The sequence below is a fragment of the Pseudomonas aestiva genome (genome assembly GCF_039908605.1).
Taxonomy (GTDB): Bacteria; Pseudomonadota; Gammaproteobacteria; order Pseudomonadales; family Pseudomonadaceae; genus Chryseomonas; species Chryseomonas aestiva.
Map to the genome: position 1 here is coordinate 969945 of NZ_CP150916.1, position 18258 is coordinate 988202.

The window sequence follows — 18258 nt, forward strand, 5'->3', positions numbered from 1 at the left end:
CGAGACCATGAGCCAAGACTCCCCTGCGCAGACCTCCAGTCTGAAGATCTATTTCCGCCTGCTCGGCTACGTGCGGCCCTACATCGGCATGTTCGCCCTGAGTATCGTCGGCTTTCTGATCTTCGCCTCCACCCAGCCGATGCTGGCGGGCATCCTCAAGTACTTCGTCGATGGCCTGAACAACCCCAACGCCTCCATGTTCCCGGGCTGGCCCATCGTCGGTGGCCTGCACCTGGTGCAGGCGGTGCCGCTGATGATCATCCTGATCGCCGCCTGGCAGGGGGTCGGTTCCTTTCTCGGCAACTACTTCCTGGCGCGGGTCTCCCTCGGCCTGGTGCACGACCTGCGGGTGGCGCTGTTCAACCACATGCTGCGCCTGCCCAATCGCTACTTCGATGCCAACAACTCGGGTCACCTGATCTCGCGCATCACCTTCAACGTCACCATGGTGACCGGCGCTGCCACCGAGGCGATCAAGGTGGTGATCCGCGAAGGCATGACCGTGGTCTTCCTGTTCGCCTCGCTGCTGTGGATGAACTGGAAGCTGACCCTGGTGATGGTGGCCATCCTGCCGCTGATCGCCCTGATGGTGACCAGCGCCAGTCGCAAGTTCCGCAAGCAGAGCAGCAAGATCCAGTCGGCCATGGGCGACGTCACCCACATCACCTCCGAGGCCATCCAGGGCTATCGGGTGGTGCGCAGCTTCGGCGGCGAGACCTACGAGCAACGGCGTTTCCTCGATTCCAGTCTGGCCAACACCGACAAGCAGCTGACCATGACCAAGACCGGCGCGGTCTATACGCCCATGCTGCAGCTGGTCATCTATTCCGCCATGGCGGTGCTGATGTTCCTGGTGCTCTGGCTGCGCGGCGAAGCCTCCGCCGGTGACCTGGTGGCCTACATCACCATGGCCGGCCTGCTGCCCAAGCCGATCCGCCAGCTCTCCGAGGTCAGCTCCACCATCCAGCGCGGCGTGGCCGGTGCGGAAAGCATCTTCGAGCAGCTCGACGAGCCCGCCGAACGCGACGACGGCCGTGAAGAACGCGAGCGCGTCCAGGGTCGACTGGAGGTGCGCAACCTGACCTTCCGCTACCCGGGCACCGACAAGCCGGTGCTGGAAGGCATCGACTTCGTCGCCGAGCCCGGCCAGATGGTGGCCCTGGTGGGTCGTTCCGGCAGCGGCAAGTCGACCCTGGCCAACCTCATCCCCCGTTTCTACCAGCACGAGCAGGGCGAGATCCTTCTCGACGGCCTGGAGATCCAGGACTATCGGCTGACCAACCTGCGCCGGCACATCGCCCTGGTGACCCAGCACGTCACCCTGTTCAACGACAGCGTCACCAACAACATCGCCTATGGCGATCTGGCCGGGGCGCCGATGGAGCAGGTCAGGGCGGCGGCCGAGGCGGCCTATGCCGACGAATTCATCCAGCGCCTGCCGCAGCAGTACGACACCCAGGTCGGCGAGAACGGCGTGTTGCTCTCCGGCGGTCAACGCCAGCGCCTGGCCATCGCCCGGGCGCTGCTGAAGAACGCGCCGCTGCTGATCCTCGACGAGGCCACCTCGGCGCTGGACACCGAATCCGAACGCCACATCCAGGCGGCGCTGGACCGCGTCATGCAGGGCCGGACCACCCTGGTGATCGCCCACCGCCTTTCCACCATCGAGAAGGCCGACCTGATCCTGGTGATGGACCATGGCCGCATCGTCGAGCGTGGCAGCCATGGCGAGCTGCTGGCGCTGAACGGCTACTATGCGCGCCTGCACGCCAAGCAATTCGAGGACGTCGCTCCCGCGACGCCCGCGTCCCATGCTGAATAGGTTCCGTTTCTGGCGTGAACGCGGCTGGACGACCATTTCCGCCGCCGACTACGCCGCTGCCTGGCAGCGCCATGGCGGCAGCGTCGCTAGCCACCCGGAGGTCATCGCCCGCCTGGCCGAGCTGGCCGGCATTCCGGTGCGCTACCTGGGCTGGCCCGGCGCGGATGGCCTGCAGGCCGCGGTGCCCTGCTGGGGGCGCGAGCTGGCGCTGTCGCGTACGGTGCTGAAGAAGCGCCGCCAGCGTGCCCTGTTCGACCTGGGCAACGCCGAGATCATCCTGCCCGCCGCCCCGGGTAGCGCGGCGCCCCTGCGGCAGCGCGCCCGCTATCTGTCGCCCCTGTGCGACGAGCGTTTCGCCGGTCTGCGCCGGCAGAGCGAAGAACTGGCCATGCTCCGCGAGCCGGAAGCCTGGTCGAAGAAATTTCGCTACAACCAGCGTCGCGAGCAGCGCCTGTTCGAAGACGCCGGTGGGCGCGTGGTCCCCATGGCCGAGCTGGACAGCACCGAGCAGGCACGGATCTATGCCGAGCTGTTCGAGGCGCGCTGGGGCTTCGAGGTGCCGGGCAAGGCCCGGCTGGCCGAGGTGTTCGGCCTGCTGCGGGAATTCATGACCGGCTCGCTGCTCATGCTCGGCGAACGTCCGGTGGCGATCCAGGTGCTCTATCGGGTGGAGGCGCCCGAATGGATCAGCGTCGAATACGTCAATGGCGGTGTCGATCCCGCTGCCAGCGACCTGAGTCCCGGCAGCGTCCTCACCTATCTGAACACCCAGGCCGCCTGGCAGGATGCCCGCGTCCTCGGCAAGGCGTTGCGCTATTCCTTCGGCCGCGCCGATCGCGACTACAAGGACCGCTGGTGCCACCGCGTCACCGTCTTCGAGAGCTGAGATGACCGCCCGCAAACAAACCCTGCTCAAGCGTCACCGCCGTCACAAGCGGCTGGTCCTGGTGGTCATCGCCGTCGTGCTGCTCGGTTGCCTGGCGCTCGGGCCCTGGTGGAGCGCGCCGCTGCTGGCGCTGCTGGTCTGGCTCGGCCACGAGGCCTGGTTCGCCGACCATCTCTTCTATTCGCCGCGCGACAACTACAGCTACCAGTTCCCCGCCGACACCCTGGTGCTGGGCCTGCATCTGGAGCACGGTCGACTGGCCGCGGTGGAATTGCCGCCGGGCGAGCTGACGCTGTTCCTGGAAGGTCGGCTGCGGGCCGGCTGGCTTGGTCGCCTGCTGGATCCCCGGGTGCACCTGCGCGCCGGTGAAGAAGGCGATCGCCAGGACTTCGAGCGCGGCGTGGCCGGGCGGCGCTATGTCAATCTCAGTGGCTACGCCGAAGCCCTGCGGCGTGGCGAGTTGCACCTCTGGACGCGCTTCTGCCGGTTGCAGGGCGAGTTGCGTCTGCACGTCTTCGCCCAGCCGGATTTCCGCAGCAAGAGCGTCATGGTCATCGCGCCTCACGCCGACGACGCCGAACTGGCGGCGTTCGGCCTCTACAGCCAGGCGCGGGAAGCAAGCATCGTCACCCTGACCCAGGGCGAGATCGAGGCCGGGCACTATCAGCGCCTGGGCCTCGATCGCCAGGCCGCGGCCCGGCTCAAGGGGCGGCTGCGCACCTGGGACAGCCTGGTCACGCCGCTGTGGGGTGGGGTACCGCCGGAGCGCTGCGTGCAGTTGGGTTACTACTGCCTGCAATTGCCGGCCATGCGCCAGGCGCCGGAAGACACCTTCGGCTCTCGCGAGTCCGGCGACTGCGATGTGCGCAGCGCCCGGCGCCACAATCCCCTGCAACTGCCCGGCGATGTCGACGGCGCCCCCACCTGGCGCAATCTGGTGGCCGATCTGGTGGCCCTGCTGGAGCACTTCCGTCCCGAGGTGGTGGTGCTGCCGCATCCGCAGATCGATCCCCATGCCGATCACGTGGCCAGTACCCAGGCCCTGCGCGAAGCTCTGACGTTGAGCCAGTGGCAGCCCGAACTCGAACTGCTCTACGCCAACCACCTGCACGACAACGACCGCTGGCCCATGGGCCCGGCCGAAGGCGGCATCGCCCTGCCGCCGGCCATCGAGACGCCCGCGCCCCTGGTGCCCTGGAGTCCGCTGCTGACTCCCGAGCGGCGGCTGGACAAGGCCATGGCCCTGGGTATGCAGCACGACCTGCTGGTGCCGCTGCCGGCGAAGAAACGCCTGCGTCGGGCCATCCAGTGGCTGCTGGCCGGTCGCCGCTGGCCGCGCACCGGCGAAGACGAGTTCTTTCGCAAGGCCGTACGCCGTCACGAGCTGTTCTGGATAAGCCGCCGCAACGAGCTCTGAACCCGGCGTCTCCCGCCGGCAGGCGCTTTCGGGGCGCCTTGGCCCCTATGCTATGATCGCCGCCATTTTCGCGCTTTGGAGCCTGTCCCTATGAAGCTGACCATGCCTCGCTTCGATCTCGCGCCGGTCCTGGTGGTCGGCGACGTGATGCTCGACCGCTACTGGCACGGCACCACCTCGCGGATCTCCCCCGAGGCGCCGGTACCCGTGGTGCGCGTCGACCAGCACGAGGATCGTCCCGGTGGCGCGGCCAACGTCGCCCTCAACATCGCCGCCCTGGGCGCGCCGGCCTATCTGGTCGGCGTCACCGGCCAGGACGAAGCCGCCGATGCCCTCACCGACAGCCTGAGAGCCGCCCATGTGCAGGTGCGCTTCCAGCGCATCGCCCAGCAGCCGACCATCGTCAAGTTGCGCATCATGAGTCGCCATCAGCAACTGATCCGGGTCGACTTCGAAGAGCCCTTCGACACCGATGCCCAGGCGCTGGCCTCGGACACCGCCGCCATGCTGGCCGGGGTCAAGGTGCTGGTGCTGTCCGACTACGGCAAGGGCGCCCTGAAGAATCACCAGGCCCTCATCCAGCTGGCCCGGGCGCGCAACATCCCGGTGCTGGCCGATCCCAAGGGCAAGGACTTTTCCATCTATCGCGGCGCCAGCCTGATCACGCCGAATCTCTCCGAATTCGAAGCCATCGTCGGCGTCTGCGCCGACGACGCCGAGCTGGTCGCCAAGGGCAGCGAACTGATGGCGCGCCTGGATCTGGGGGCGCTGCTGGTGACCCGCGGCGAGCACGGCATGACCCTGCTGCGTCCCGCTCAGCCGGCCGTGCATCTGCCCGCGCGTGCGCGCGAGGTGTTCGATGTCACCGGCGCGGGCGACACCGTGATTTCCACCCTGGCCGCTGCCCTGGCCGCCGGTGAAGACCTGCCCCAGGCCGTGGGACTGGCCAACCTGGCTGCCGGCATCGTCGTCGGCAAGCTGGGTACCGCCGCCATCAGCGCCCCCGAGCTGCGGCGCGCGGTGCAGCGTTCGGAAGGCTCCGAGCGCGGCGTCCTGAGTCTGGAACAGCTGCAGCTGGCCATCGAGGACGCCCGCGCCCACGGCGAGAAGATCGTCTTCACCAACGGCTGCTTCGACATCCTCCACGCCGGTCACGTGACCTATCTGGAACAGGCGCGGGCCCAGGGCGATCGCCTGATCGTCGCGGTCAACGACGACGCCTCCGTGACCCGCCTCAAGGGCCCGGGCCGGCCGATCAACAGCGTCGACCGGCGCATGGCGGTGCTGGCCGGCCTCGGCGCGGTGGACTGGGTCATCCCCTTTAGCGAGAACACCCCGGAGCGCCTGCTGGAGCAGGTGCGTCCGGATGTGCTGGTCAAGGGGGGCGACTACAAGAGCGTCGAAGAGGTGGTCGGCGCCCAGATCGTGCAGGCCTATGGTGGCGAGGTACGCATCCTCGGCCTGGTGGAAAACAGCTCCACCACCGCCATCGTCGAGCGGATCCGCAACCGTACCTGAGCGCGGACTCCCGGGTTAAGCTGGGCGCAGAACCGCTACGGAGCTGCGCCATGTCCTCGACGCCCCTGCTGATCCTTGGTACTGCCGTTTCTGCCGACCCGAACACTGGCCAACCGCTCGGTCATCCGCTCAAGCTCGCCAATCGGCACGGTTTGATCGCCGGCGCCACCGGCACCGGCAAGACCGTAACCCTGCAGCGCCTCGCCGAGGCCTTCAGCGACGCCGGCGTCGCCGTCTTCGCCGCCGACATCAAGGGCGATCTCTGCGGTCTCGGCGCGGCTGGCACGCCCCAGGGCAAGCTGGCTGAGCGCATCGCCGCCCAGGGCCTGCCCTACCAGCCCCGGGCCTATCCGGTCACCCTCTGGGACGTCGACGGCAAGCGTGGTCATCCGCTGCGTACCACCCTGAGCGAGATGGGCCCGCTGCTGCTGGGCAACCTGCTGGAATTGACCGATAGCCAGCAGGCCGCCTTGCACGCCGCCTTCAAGGTGGCCGATCGCGAAGGCCTGCTGCTGCTCGATCTCAAGGACCTCAAGGCGGTCCTCAATCACCTGCGCGAACAGCCCGAGGCCCTGGGCGAAGACCGCGCGCTGTTCGCCGGTGCCTCGGCCCAGGCGCTGCTACGGCGGCTGGCGACCCTGGAACAGCAGGGCGCCGAGGCCTTCTTCGGCGAGCCGGTGCTGCAGCTGGAAGACGTGCTGCGCCCGGAGGCCGACGGCCGCGGACGCATCCATCTGCTCGACGCCAGTCGCCTGGTGCACGAGGCGCCCAAGGTCTATGCCACCTTCCTGATCTGGCTGCTGGCCGAGCTGTTCGAGCAACTGCCCGAGCGCGGCGATGCCGATAAGCCGGTGCTGGCGCTGTTCTTCGACGAGGCCCATCTGCTGTTTGGCGACACCCCCAAGGCCCTGCGCGATCGCCTGGAGCAGGTGGTGCGACTGATCCGCTCCAAGGGCGTTGGCGTCTATTTCGTCACCCAGTCGCCCAGCGACCTGCCGGACGCCATCCTCGCCCAGCTGGGATTGCGCATCCAGCACGGCTTGCGCGCCTTCACCGCCCGGGAGCAGAAGGCCCTGCGCGCGGTGGCCGACGGCTTCCGGCCCAATCCGGCGTTCGACAGCCTGCAGGTGCTGACCGAGCTGGGCATCGGTGAAGCCCTGGTGGGCAGCCTGGAAGACAAGGGCACGCCGGCGATGGTCCAGCGCGTGGCCATCGCCCCGCCGCAATCCCGGGTCGGCCCGCTGAGCGAAGCCGAGCGCCAGACGCTGATCCGCCAGTCGCCCCAGGCGGGGCGCTATGACCGGGCCGTGGATCGCGAATCGGCCTACGAGATCCTGCGGGAGCGTCAGGCCGAGCGGGTACCGGCGGAGGCGCCGGCGCCGGAAAAGACCAAGGCCGGGGAGGGCGGTGCCCTCGGCGATCTGGTGGGCGAACTCGCGGGAAATGCGCTCAGGAGCGCGGCGCGCCAGGCGGCCAATCAGCTCGGACGGCAGCTGGTCCGGGGGCTGCTCGGCTCCCTGCTGGGTGGCAAGCGCCGCTAGCCGGACCGCAGGCAAAAAAAAGACCCCGCCTGGGCGGGGTCCTTGAGCTGCACGCAGTCGTTACATGCGCGGAGCGACGGGGTTGGCGTCGTTGGAGATGGTCACCTCCACGCGACGGTTCAGGGCGCGGTCGGAGGCGTTGCTGTTGCTGGCCACCGGGAAGGCCTTGCCATAGCCACGGGTCTGGATGCGGCTCGGCTCGACGCCGGCGCTGACCAGGGCGGTCTGGATGGCCTGGGCGCGACGCTCGGACAGCTGCTGGTTGTAGGAGTCGCTGCCGACGCTGTCGGTGTAACCCTCGACGATCACCTTGCGCTCGGGATTCTGCTTCAGGTACTCGGCCAGCTTCTGGGCATTGGCGTAGCCCTGGGGCTTGAGTTCGGCCTTGTTGAAGTCGAATAGCACATTGCCGAAGGTCACCACGGTGCCGCGCTCGGTCTGCTTGGCCTGCAGGGCGTCCTGCAGCTGCTTGAGCTGGGCGGTACGGGCGTCCAGGCGGGCCTGGGTGCGCTCGGCGTCGACATTCTGCATCTGGGCTTCGGTCATGCGCAGCTTGATGGTCTGCATGGCCGTCTGGATGCGCTGGTTGGTCAGGTAGGCCAGCTGGTCGACGGTCTTCTCGTTTTCACCGTCCTTGTAGGCCTTCTCGGCCTTCTGCAGCCAGGCACCGGCGTCCTTGGTTTCCAGGGCGGCCAACTGGGCGGCCTGAGGCTGGGATTCCAGCGCCGAGTAGTCGGACTTGGCCTGTTCCAGATTCGGGTTGGGCGGCGTCGAGCAGGCGGCCAGGGCCAGGCTGAGCAGCGACACGGCAGGGATCAGAATGTGTTTACGCATGATGGTCGTCCTTTGAATTCGTGAAGGGAGGAAAGGGGCGGTCGCTTACTGCTGGACCTTCTTCTGCAGGTTCTGCTGGAGCTGCAGGTTGATCTGACCTTCCTCACGGATCTGCTGGATGCTGTTCTGGGCATCCTTGAGTGCGGCGTCGGCCTTGGCGGCCTGGGTCTTGCGGGTGGCCAGGCGGGCATCCCACTCGGCCTGCTCGGCCAGTTGCTTGGCTTCGTCGTACTTCTCGTTGGAGAGGGCGGTCTGGGCCTGGGTCCACTTGTCCTGAGCCGACTTGGTCTCGATGGGGGCGAACTGGTTGCCGCCGCCGCTCACGGCTTCGTTGACGGCGGACTGGGTCACGGCCATCTGGGCGGTCGGCGGATTGCCGGCGCAACCGGCCAGCAACAGCGAGCTGCCCAGGGCAAGGGCTGCAAGTTTCAGGGTGCAGGCTTTGGAAAGGGACTTTTGGGCAGTGGCACTCTTCATGGATTCAAGCTCCGTTGTTGATCCGAAAAGCGCGCCGCCGGCACGGGCAGGGCGGGCGCCTGGTCAGTTGAAAGCCGCACGTGGAAGCAAGTCCGATCCGTCCCCAAGGGGCCGTGACGGGTACTGGTAACCAGCCCTCGTCCAGCGCTGCGGTCTGACTCTGTGACCGCTCATCCGGCAAAAATGTTCACTGGCTATCGAATTTCGCCATGCGCGGAGGCCCTTGGCAGAGCGGTAGCGGCGTAGGTAAAGCTGCAGGTTGGCGGCTAGCCGGCCGTTTCGGACTGCAGGCGATGCAGGTGCTTGCGCGCCAGTTCCAGGAAGCGCGGCGTGGTGCCGGCATCGGCATAGAGGGGGTCGCCGAGTTCATCGGTGGCCACCACTTCCTCGCCCTGCACGTAGGGGAAACTGGCTTCCAGTTCTTCGAAGGCGGCCGCCAGCAACTCGCCGAGCAGGGCTTCGGGCGTGCGCTGGGGATAGAGTTCGCAGAGCGCCTCGAGACGGGCCGCGGTCTCGACTTCCAGGTCGAGGCGGTAGCTGCGGGTGGTGCCGGAGGTGGTGGCCTGCTGCTCCCATTGGTGAGCGAGTTCGCGAATCTTCATGAGCATCTCCCGTGGCTTAGGCAAAGGTCGGATATTCAGGTTGAGCGAGGCTGGGCACCCTGCAACAGCCGGGGCTTGCAACCGTGACAGCAGGGTGCTGTCCTCTGCGCTAGACCGCAGCGGTTGCCGTGAGGTCCGAACCGGTACTTTCGAGGAGCACGAGATGGTGGAAATCGACGTTCGCCTGCGCGAGCAGGTGCGGTTGCTGGGCGATCTGCTGGGGCAGACCATCGCCGACCAGCATGGCGCGGCCTTTCTCGACAAGATCGAGCGGATCCGCAAGGGCGCCAAGGCCGCCCGTGGCGGCTCCGCGGAGGGTGCCCGCCAACTGGGCGACACCCTGGATACCCTGGCCGAAGACGAGCTGCTGCCAGTGGCGCGGGCCTTCAGCCATTTTCTCAACCTGGCCAACATTGCCGAGGAATATCATCGGGTCAGACGGCGCACCGAGGACGAGCCGCCCCCCTTCGAGCAGCAGGTGCTGCCGGAATTGCTGGAGCGTCTGGGCGCGGCCGGGCACTCCGGCCAGGCACTGGCCGAGCGGGTCGCGGCGCTGGACATCGATCTGGTGCTGACCGCTCACCCCACCGAGGTCTCCCGGCGCACCCTGATCCAGAAATACGACGAGATCAGTGCGCAACTGGCGGCCCTCGATCATCGCGACCTCACCGCTGCCGAGGTGGCCGCCATCGAGGCACGGCTGCGCCGGTTGATCGCCGAGGCCTGGCACACCGAAGAGATCCGCCGCCAGCGCCCGACGCCGGTGGACGAAGCCAAGTGGGGCTTCGCGGTGATCGAGAATTCGCTCTGGCAGGCGATACCCAGTCTGCTGCGCAAGCTGGATGCCGGCCTGCAGGAACGCACCGGCCAGCGGCTGCCGCTGACGGCGGCGCCGGTGCGCTTCTCGTCCTGGATGGGGGGCGACCGCGATGGCAATCCCAATGTCACCGCCGCCATTACCCGCGAGGTGCTCCTGCTGGCGCGCTGGATGGCCGCCGATCTCTATCTGCGCGATGTCGACCGGCTCGCCGCCGAGCTGTCCATGCAGGCGGCGAGTCCGGCCCTGCGCGAGCAGGCCGGCGATCACCCGGAACCCTATCGCAAGGTGCTCAAGGTGCTGCGCGAACGGCTGCAGATCACCCGCAGCTGGGCAGCCCATGCCATCACCGATCCCCATGCCGGCGCCCGCCATGTCCTCAGCGACAACGCCGAGCTGATCGCACCGCTGCAGCTGTGCTACGACTCCCTGCAGCGCTGTGGCCTGGGGGTCATCGCCGACGGCTCCCTGCTCGATACCCTGCGCCGGGCCCGCACCTTCGGTCTCTATCTGGTCCGCCTGGACATCCGCCAGGACGCCGCGCGCCATGCCGCGGCCCTGGCCGATATCTGCCGCTACCTAGACCTCGGCGACTATGCCGCCTGGAGCGAGGCGCAGCGTCTGGAATTCCTCCGCGGCGAACTCGGCAGCCGGCGTCCCCTGCTGCCGCTGGACGCCGAGCTGGAGGCCGACACCCAGGAGGTGCTCGCCACCTGCCGCGTCATCGCCGCCTCACCGCCCGATGCCCTGGGCTCCTACGTCATCTCCATGGCCGGTGCCGCATCCGACGTCCTCGCCGTGCAGCTGCTGCTGCGCGAGTGCGGGGTGCGCCAGCCGATGCGCGTGGTGCCGCTGTTCGAGACCCTCGACGATCTGGATCACGCCGGCACGGCCATCGCCAGCCTGCTCGATCTGCCCGACTATCGCGAGCGTCTGGCCGGTCCCCAGGAGGTCATGATCGGCTATTCCGACTCGGCCAAGGACGCCGGCACTCTTGCTGCGGCCTGGGCCCAGTACCGTGCCCAGGAAGCCCTGGTGGAGATCTGCGCCAGCCGTGGCGTGGAGTTGCTGCTGTTCCATGGCCGCGGTGGTACCGTGGGGCGTGGCGGTGGCCCGGCTCACGCGGCCATTCTCTCGCAACCGCCGGGCTCGGTGGCCGGGCGCTTCCGCACCACCGAACAGGGCGAGATGATCCGCTTCAAGTTCGGTCAGCCAGCCATCGCCGAGCAGAATCTGGCGCTGTACCTGGGCGCCGTGCTGGAGGCCACCCTGTTGCCGCCACCGGCACCCGAGCCGGCCTGGCGCGAGCAGATGGATCGCCTGGCCCGCGACAGCCTGCAGGCCTATCGCGGGGTGGTGCGCGAGGATCCGCATTTCGTCAGCTATTTCCGGCAGGCCACGCCCGAGCAGGAGCTGGGCCGCTTGCCCCTGGGCAGTCGCCCGGCCAAGCGCCGCGAAGGCGGCGTGGAAAGCCTCAGGGCCATCCCCTGGATCTTTGCCTGGACCCAGACCCGGCTGATGCTGCCGGCCTGGCTCGGCTGGGAAAGGGCGCTGGAAGAAGCCGAGCGCCGTGGCGAATCGCCGCTTTTGCGCGAGATGCGCGAGCGCTGGCCGTTCTTCCAGACGCGCATCGACATGCTCGAAATGGTGCTGGCCAAGGCCGAGGCCGAACTGGCGCGGCTCTATGACCAACGCCTGGTGGAAGCCGATCTGCAGGTGCTCGGCAGCCAGTTGCGCGAGCGGCTGCGCCAGGCCGGGGTGGCGGTCTTGCGCCTGACCGGACAGGCCGAATTGCTCGAGCACCATCCGGAAACTCTGGTGTTCATCGCCGTACGCAATACCTATCTCGATCCGCTGCATCTGCTGCAGATCGAGTTGCTGGCCCGGGCGCGAGCGGCGGGCGAAAGCCAGCCGGCCGCACTCGATCAGGCCCTGCTGGTGAGCGTGGCCGGGATCGCCGCCGGACTGCGCAATACCGGTTGAACAGACTGTCGCTTTTGCCGGGGTCCGGCGTCGTCTGGACGGCCCCGGCACCTGCGACGCTTGGTAACTTGTGCGGCCAGGGGGCGCTGTGTATGGTTGGTCCCTTTGGCCGTCTCGTGTCGTCGACAACAATCATCGCGACAGCGCCCCGCGCGGGCTGCCAGTCCGAGACCATTCTAAGGAGTAACAGATGCGCGTAATCCTGCTGGGAGCGCCCGGTGCCGGCAAAGGTACTCAGGCCCGGTTCATCACTGAGAAATTCGGCATTCCGCAGGTTTCCACCGGCGACATGCTGCGTGCCGCGGTCAAGGCCGGCACGCCCCTGGGCCTGCAGGTCAAGGACATCATGGACAACGGCGGCCTGGTCTCCGACGAGATCATCATCGCCCTGATCAGCGAACGCATCCTCGACGCCGATTGCGCCAAGGGATTCCTGTTCGACGGCTTCCCGCGCACCATTCCCCAGGCCGAGGCCCTCGAAGCCGCGGGCGTCAAAATCGACCACGTGCTGGAAATCGCCGTCGACGACGAGGAAATCGTCCAGCGCCTGTCCGGTCGCCGCGTGCACCCGGGTTCGGGCCGCGTCTATCACGTCGAGCACAATCCGCCGAAGGTCGCCGACACCGACGATCTGACCGGGGAGCCGCTGGTACAGCGCGAAGACGACCGCGAAGCCACCATTCGCAAGCGTCTGGACCTCTATCATTCCCAGACCAAGCCGCTGGTGGATTTCTACCAGAAGCTGGGCGCCGCCCAGGGCACGCCGAAGTGCAGCCGCATCGAGGGCGTGGGTTCGGTGGATGCCATCACCGCCAAGGTGCTGCAGGCCCTGAACTAAACGCCGGTAACGGCCGCCTGTGCCTGCAGGCGGTCCGGTCAAGGCGCCGTCCTGGCGTCATGACCGATGGGCGGGTCCCCTCGCGTCCCGTCTTCCTCTAGAATGCGCAGCCCTTTTCCTCGTCGCGGATTCGCCCCCATGTCCATCCTGCTCGCCCTCGACACCGCCACCGAAGCCTGTTCGGTCGCCTTGCATCTGGGCGACGAGATCATCCATCGCTACGAGATCGCGCCACGCCTGCATGCCCAGCGGGTCCTGCCCATGGTGCAGGAGCTGTTGGCCGAAACCGGACTGAGTCTGACGCAGGTGGACGCCATCGCCTTCGGTCGCGGTCCCGGCGCCTTCACCGGCGTGCGCATCGCCATCGGCGTGGTGCAGGGCCTGGCCTTCGGCCTGGACCGGCCAGTGCTGCCGGTGTCGAATCTGGCGATCATCGCCCAGCGTGCCTGGCGCGAGCGCGGCGTGACCCAGGTGGCCGCCGCCATCGACGCGCGCATGGACGAGGTCTACTGGGGCTGCTATCGCCTCGACGAAGCGGCCATGGTGCTGGCCGGGGCGGAAGCCGTGCTGGCGCCCGAGGCCGTTGCCCTGCCGGCTGCCGCCACCGGCGACTGGTTCGGTGCCGGCACCGGCTGGGGTTACGGCGATCGCATGGCCGTGCCCCTGACCGAGCGGGATGCCAGCCTGTTGCCCCATGCGCAGGATCTGGCGGTGCTGGCGGCCTCGGCCTGGCAGCGCGGCGAAGCCGTGTCGGCCGAATCCGAAGCGGCGCAACCCGTCTATCTGCGTGATCGGGTCGCCACTCCCAAGCAGTCGGTCTGACGTCAGGAAACCCGACGTAATAGTCTGACGTCCAAGCTGTATATGCCGCTCGTCCGCCGGTCGCGACGGGCGTCCGGCCCTTGATTGTCATAGCTTTCGACCCTACTTAGAGTAGTGCCATCCGTTCGGGACCTGCCATGCGCATTGACAGCGGCTATTCCTCCTCTGCTTATCCCCTGAATCGTTCCTCGCGCGCGGTCACGCTCGTACGCGAGGTGGCGAAGGACGAGGACGCCCGTCAGAACGCCATCGCCCGCGAGGCCACGGGTAATTCCCGGTCCGACGTCGCGCCCGTCCGCCGCGTCGAGGCGACCGCAGCAACCGATACCGGCAACGGCGGTGGCAATGGCCTGGTGCTCAGCGAGCGGGAAGGGCGCTTCGCCAGTCAGCTCACCGCGCGTGCGCAACAGGCGCTGGCCAGCTACGGCAGCACCGCCGCCCTCGGTGCCGAGGCGGACGGCTCTTCCAGCGTCGTGGGCCTCGATCTCTACGCCTGATGCTGCCGTACTTTCTCGGCTGCCCTTCCTGGAACGACAACGCCTGGCGTGAAAGCCTCTATCACGGCCTGCGCCCGGGTGATTTCCTGCCGCGCTACGCCCAGGTGTTCAATGCCGTGGAAGGCAATACCACCTTCTATGCCTGGCCCGCGGCGGATACCATCCGCCGCTGGGCCGAGCTGATGCCTGCCGACTTTCGCTTCTGCGCCAAGTTTCCCCGCGACATCAGCCATGCCGAAGATCTGCGCGTGCAACTCGCCAGCGCACGCACCTTTCTCGACTTGCTGGCGCCCCTGGGCGAGCGGGCCAGTCCGCTGTGGCTGCAACTGCCCGCCGGCTTCGGGCCCGATCGGCTCAAGGAACTGCAGGTCTTTCTCTCGGCCATGGCGCCGCGTTGCGCCCTGGCCGTGGAGGTCCGGCACCTGGCCTTTTTCGACAAGGGCGAGTCCGAGCGGGCCTTGAACCGCCTGCTCATGGACCTGGGCGTGGAGCGCGTCGGCCTGGATTCGGCTGCCCTGTTCAGCGCCGATCCGAGCGAGCCGGCCGTGCGCCTGGCCCAGGCCAAGAAGCCGCGGGTACCGGCGCGCGCCCTGGCGTTCAGCGAGCATCCCCAGGTGCGCTTCATCGGCCGCCTGGAGCTGGCCGCCAACGACTATTACCTGGCCAAGTGGGTCACCCGGGTAGCCGACTGGATCGAGGCGGGCAAGGTGCCCTATGTCTTCCTGCACACACCGGACAACCGCCAGGCGCCCGAACTGGCCCTGAGATTCCACGCCCAGCTGCGCGAACGCCTGCCCGGTTTGCCGGCGTTGCCCGAGTTGAGCACCGCCGATACCGAACAACTCGGCCTGCTCTAGTCCGCGCCGTCCACCGCGATACGTTTGGCGACGTTTTCGCCGGCATTCCCGTGGTCCGCTCCGGTCAGATGAAGTCTCTCGCTTGACGATCCTCTTCGGCGCGCCGCATGAAAGCCAGACACCTGCTCGGTCTCGTCATCCTGCTCTATGGCGGTCTGCACACCGCCTTTGACCAAGGTTGGCTGCGCATTCCGCCGGCCTACAACCCCTGGACGCCGCTGGACATCCAGGCACCTACCAATGCCGTCACCCGACTCAAGCTCTGGCGCCTGCAGGCCGATGCCGACTATTGCGCGGCGTCCCTGGCCACCTCGGCGCTCAACTATCGCGAATTGCGCGGCAATGCCGGTTCGGCCGACTGCCCGCTGGAGCGGACGGTGCGCATCCAGCGCGGCGAAGGGGTGAGACTCAGCGGCAGCTTCCTCGCCAGCTGTCCCCTGGCGGTGAGCTTCGCGCTGTTCGAGCGGCAGGCCCTGCAGCCGGCGGCCGAAGCCGTCTATGGCCAGCGGGTGGCCGAGGTGGAGCACTACGGCAGCTTTGCCTGCCGCAACATCTATGGCCGCGCCAGCGGCCGGCGCAGTCAGCACGCCACGGCCAACGCCCTGGACATCGCCGGACTGCGTCTGGCCGATGGCCGCCGCATCAGCGTGGCGCGGGACTGGAAGGGCGATCCCCAGGCCCAACGCTTCCTGCGGCTGGTACGCGATGGGGCCTGCCGGTCCTTCAATACCACCCTGGGACCGGACTACAACGCGGCGCACCGCGATCATTTCCATGTCGACATGGGTGGCTTTCGCGTCTGCCGGTAGAATGGCCGGTCCTTTCGCCAGCGAGTCGCCCATGTCCACCGCCCGCCCCGCGCTTATCGTCGAAGCCCTGGAACCCGCCTTCATCGAGGCCGCCGCTGCCTGGGCCGCGCGCCTTGACCTGCCCCTGGGCACCGCCACGACCGAGGAATTCGCCCTGCAGGTCGGTATTCAGGGCCTGCAGCTGGTGCAGCGCGGCCCGGAGGCACCGGGTCCGGTACGGGTGGACTTCGTCGAGGGCGCGGCGGCGCACAGGCGCAAGTTCGGCGGTGGCGCCGGCCAGATGATCGCCAAGGCGGTCGGGGTCGGACCCGGCGTGCGCCCGCGCGTGCTCGACGCCACCGCGGGTCTGGGTCGCGACGCCTTCGTGCTGGCGACCCTGGGCTGCACGGTGACGCTGGTCGAGCGCCAGCCGCTGATCGCCGCCCTGCTCGAAGACGGCCTCGCCCGCGCGGCACGGGATCATGAAGCGGCCGGCATTGCTGCCCTGATGACCCTGGTGCAGGCCGATTCCACCGCCTACCTGCAAGGCGGGGAAGGCGAGGCGCCCGAGGTGATCTACCTGGATCCCATGTTTCCGCATCGCGACAAGAGCGCCCTGGTGAAGAAGGAGATGCGCCTGTTCCGACCGCTGGTGGGCGACGATCTGGACGCACCGACGCTGCTGGCCGCGGCCCTGGCCCGCGCCAGTCACCGGGTGGTGGTCAAGCGCCCGCGCAAGGCGCCGGCCATCGAGGGGGTGAAGCCGGGCTATGTGCTGGAGGGCAAGTCCAGCCGCTACGATATCTATCCGAAGAAGAGCTTCAAGTCCTCCTAGAGCAGCTGACAACCCTACTGAGCGTCCGCCAGACGGGCGCGTGCAGTGCTCGGAATCCTCATGTGCCGCTCGTACACTCGTGCGCGAGCCCGGTGCGGTTCCTGCGCGCCGCGCGCACCCGCCTGACAGCCGCTCGCTACGTTTTTTTAGCCGCTCTGAACGAAAACGCCCGCGGGCGGAAGGACTCCGGCCGCGGGCGCTGGTGTCACCGACTTCAGACGGTCGCGGGCTTGGGCGCGCGACGCTTGCGCCAGGCGCGGTAGAAGGGCAGGACCACCATCAGGATGCAGACGATCCAGATGACCTGGCTGATGCCGCTCTGCCAGAGAATGCCCACGTCGCCGTTGGAGATCGACAGCGCGCGTCTCAGGCTGGTCTCCATCAGCTCGCCGAGGATGAAGCCCAGCAGCAGCGGCGAGAGGGGGAAGTCCAGCTTGCGCATGATGTAGCCGAAGATGCCCACGCAGACCATCAGCACCAGATCGAAGGTGGTGGCGTGCACCGCGTAGACGCCGATGCCGGTGATGATAGCGATGGCCGGGGCCAGCGACCAGTTCGGTACATCGAGGATCTTGGTGAACATCTTCACCATGGGCACGTTGAGGATGAGCAGCATCACGTTGGCGATGAACAGCGAAGCGATCAGGCCCCACACCAGATTCGGCTCGTTCTGGAACAGCAGCGGGCCGGGGGTGATGTTGTACAGGGTCAGGGCGCCGATCATCACCGCGGTGGTGCCCGAGCCGGGGATGCCCAGGGTCAGCATGGGAATCATGTTGCCGCACACCGCCGCGCCGATGGCGGTTTCCGGTGCGGCCAGGCCGCGCAGGTCACCCTTGCCGAACTTGCCATCGGCGCCCGCCAGACGCTTCTCGGTGGTGTAGGCCAGGGCGCTGGCCAGGGTCGCGCCAGCACCTGGCAGGACGCCGATGATGAAACCGCTCACCGAACTGCGCATGTTGACCATGAACACACTGCGGGCTTCGCGCACGTTGAACAGCATGCGCCCGGTGGCCTTGACCGCAACCTGGCCATGATGGGTCTGCTCCAGCAGCAGGAGCAGTTCGCTCACCGAGAACAGCCCCAGCACCAGGATCACGAAGTCGATGCCGTCGGCCAGATGCACGTTGTCGAAGGTGAAGCGATAGACGCCGCTGTTGGCATCGATGCCCACGGAGGCGATGGCCAGGCCGAAGAGCGCGGCGACCAGGGTCTTGACCGGCTTCTCGGCGGCCATGCCGGAGAGGCTGAGGATGGCCAGGGCCATCAGCGCGAAGTACTCCGCCGGACCGAAGGCGATCGCCCACTTGGCCAGCAGCGGCGAGAACAGCACCATGCCGCAGGTGGCGATGAAGGCGCCGATGAAGGAGCTCCAGGCCGACAGCGACAGGGCCACGCCCGCCATCCCTTGCCGTGCCAGCGGATAGCCGTCCAGACAGGTCATCATGGTCGCGGCTTCGCCGGGGATGTTCAGCAGGATCGAAGAGATCCGGCCGCCATATTCGCAGCCCAGATAGACCGCCGCCAGCAGGATCAGCGACGTCTCCGGCGGCAGGCCCAGGGCGAAGGCCACCGGGATCAGCAGGGCGATGCCGTTGATCGGCCCGAGACCCGGCAGCAGACCCACAACGGTGCCGATCAGGGTGCCGATCAGCGCCACGATCAGGTTGGTCGGCGTCATGGCGACGCCAAAGCCCTGCATCAGAAAATTCAAGGTTTCCATG

General features: G+C 67.7%; 16 protein-coding genes and 1 other RNA gene. 13 read left to right on the forward strand and 4 right to left on the reverse strand.

Annotation, left to right across the window (positions count from 1 at the left end):
• Positions 1-7 precede the first annotated feature (7 nt).
• The 5 genes from msbA (at position 8) to AABM56_RS04515 (ending at position 7184) form a co-directional block, all read left to right on the forward strand.
• Positions 8-1822 carry a lipid A export permease/ATP-binding protein MsbA gene (gene msbA, locus AABM56_RS04495; RefSeq protein WP_133862976.1) on the forward strand — a complete coding sequence of 605 codons (1815 nt, stop codon included), beginning with the start codon at positions 8-10 and terminating at the stop codon, positions 1820-1822.
• Positions 1812-2708, forward strand: coding sequence for a GNAT family N-acetyltransferase (locus AABM56_RS04500; RefSeq protein WP_133862975.1), 897 nt, complete (start codon positions 1812-1814; stop codon positions 2706-2708). The genes msbA and AABM56_RS04500 overlap by 11 nt, the downstream gene beginning before the upstream one ends.
• Before the next feature lies 1 nt (position 2709).
• Positions 2710-4125, forward strand: coding sequence for a PIG-L deacetylase family protein (locus AABM56_RS04505; protein ID WP_133862974.1), 1416 nt, complete (start codon positions 2710-2712; stop codon positions 4123-4125).
• 90 nt (positions 4126-4215) lie between these two features.
• A complete protein-coding gene (gene hldE, locus AABM56_RS04510) occupies positions 4216-5643 on the forward strand; it encodes a bifunctional D-glycero-beta-D-manno-heptose-7-phosphate kinase/D-glycero-beta-D-manno-heptose 1-phosphate adenylyltransferase HldE (protein WP_133862973.1) in 1428 nt (475 codons plus the stop codon).
• 50 nt (positions 5644-5693) lie between these two features.
• A complete protein-coding gene (locus tag AABM56_RS04515) occupies positions 5694-7184 on the forward strand; it encodes a helicase HerA-like domain-containing protein (RefSeq protein ID WP_347883865.1) in 1491 nt (496 codons plus the stop codon).
• Positions 7185-7244: 60 nt separating this feature from the next.
• On the opposite strand, the gene AABM56_RS04520 is transcribed toward AABM56_RS04515, so the two are convergent.
• The 3 genes from AABM56_RS04520 to AABM56_RS04530 form a co-directional block, all read right to left on the reverse strand.
• Positions 7245-8018, reverse strand: coding sequence for an OmpA family protein (locus AABM56_RS04520; RefSeq protein WP_133862971.1), 774 nt, complete (start codon positions 8016-8018; stop codon positions 7245-7247).
• A gap of 45 nt (positions 8019-8063) precedes the next feature.
• Entirely contained in the window at positions 8064-8495 is a 432-nt protein-coding gene (locus tag AABM56_RS04525; protein ID WP_133862970.1) for a DUF4398 domain-containing protein, read from the reverse strand.
• A gap of 266 nt (positions 8496-8761) precedes the next feature.
• The gene (locus tag AABM56_RS04530; protein WP_133862969.1) at positions 8762-9097 is read right to left on the reverse strand and encodes a pilin assembly protein; all 336 of its coding nucleotides are present in this window, start codon (positions 9095-9097) and stop codon (positions 8762-8764) included.
• A gap of 163 nt (positions 9098-9260) precedes the next feature.
• Between AABM56_RS04530 and ppc the strand changes: the two genes are divergently transcribed.
• The 8 genes from ppc to AABM56_RS04570 all read left to right on the forward strand — a co-directional run bounded on the left by ppc (position 9261) and on the right by AABM56_RS04570 (position 16686).
• The gene (ppc, locus tag AABM56_RS04535) at positions 9261-11897 is read left to right on the forward strand and encodes a phosphoenolpyruvate carboxylase (protein WP_133862968.1); all 2637 of its coding nucleotides are present in this window, start codon (positions 9261-9263) and stop codon (positions 11895-11897) included.
• A gap of 190 nt (positions 11898-12087) precedes the next feature.
• On the forward strand, positions 12088-12735 hold the full coding sequence (adk, locus tag AABM56_RS04540) for an adenylate kinase (protein WP_133862967.1): 648 nt from the start codon (positions 12088-12090) through the stop codon (positions 12733-12735).
• A 138-nt stretch (positions 12736-12873) separates the two neighbouring features.
• Positions 12874-13557 (forward strand): tRNA (adenosine(37)-N6)-threonylcarbamoyltransferase complex dimerization subunit type 1 TsaB, encoded by a 684-nt coding sequence (tsaB, locus tag AABM56_RS04545; RefSeq protein WP_133862966.1) that lies wholly within the window; start codon positions 12874-12876, stop codon positions 13555-13557.
• 137 nt (positions 13558-13694) lie between these two features.
• The gene (locus AABM56_RS04550) at positions 13695-14054 is read left to right on the forward strand and encodes a hypothetical protein (protein ID WP_133862965.1); all 360 of its coding nucleotides are present in this window, start codon (positions 13695-13697) and stop codon (positions 14052-14054) included.
• Positions 14054-14911 (forward strand): DUF72 domain-containing protein, encoded by an 858-nt coding sequence (locus tag AABM56_RS04555; protein ID WP_133862964.1) that lies wholly within the window; start codon positions 14054-14056, stop codon positions 14909-14911. The genes AABM56_RS04550 and AABM56_RS04555 overlap by 1 nt, the downstream gene beginning before the upstream one ends.
• A 107-nt stretch (positions 14912-15018) precedes the next feature.
• Positions 15019-15720: an extensin family protein gene (locus AABM56_RS04560; RefSeq protein ID WP_133862963.1), complete on the forward strand. Its 702-nt coding sequence runs from the start codon at positions 15019-15021 to the stop codon at positions 15718-15720.
• Between the two features lie 31 nt (positions 15721-15751).
• Positions 15752-16534, forward strand: coding sequence for a class I SAM-dependent methyltransferase (locus AABM56_RS04565; protein WP_133862962.1), 783 nt, complete (start codon positions 15752-15754; stop codon positions 16532-16534).
• 60 nt (positions 16535-16594) lie between these two features.
• Positions 16595-16686, forward strand: a non-coding RNA gene (locus tag AABM56_RS04570) — sX9 sRNA.
• Between the two features lie 62 nt (positions 16687-16748).
• Here AABM56_RS04570 and AABM56_RS04575 read toward each other — a convergent pair.
• Positions 16749-18257, reverse strand: a complete 1509-nt coding sequence (locus AABM56_RS04575; protein WP_133862961.1) for a tripartite tricarboxylate transporter permease — start codon at positions 18255-18257, stop codon at positions 16749-16751.
• Between the last annotated feature and the right edge of the window lies 1 nt (position 18258).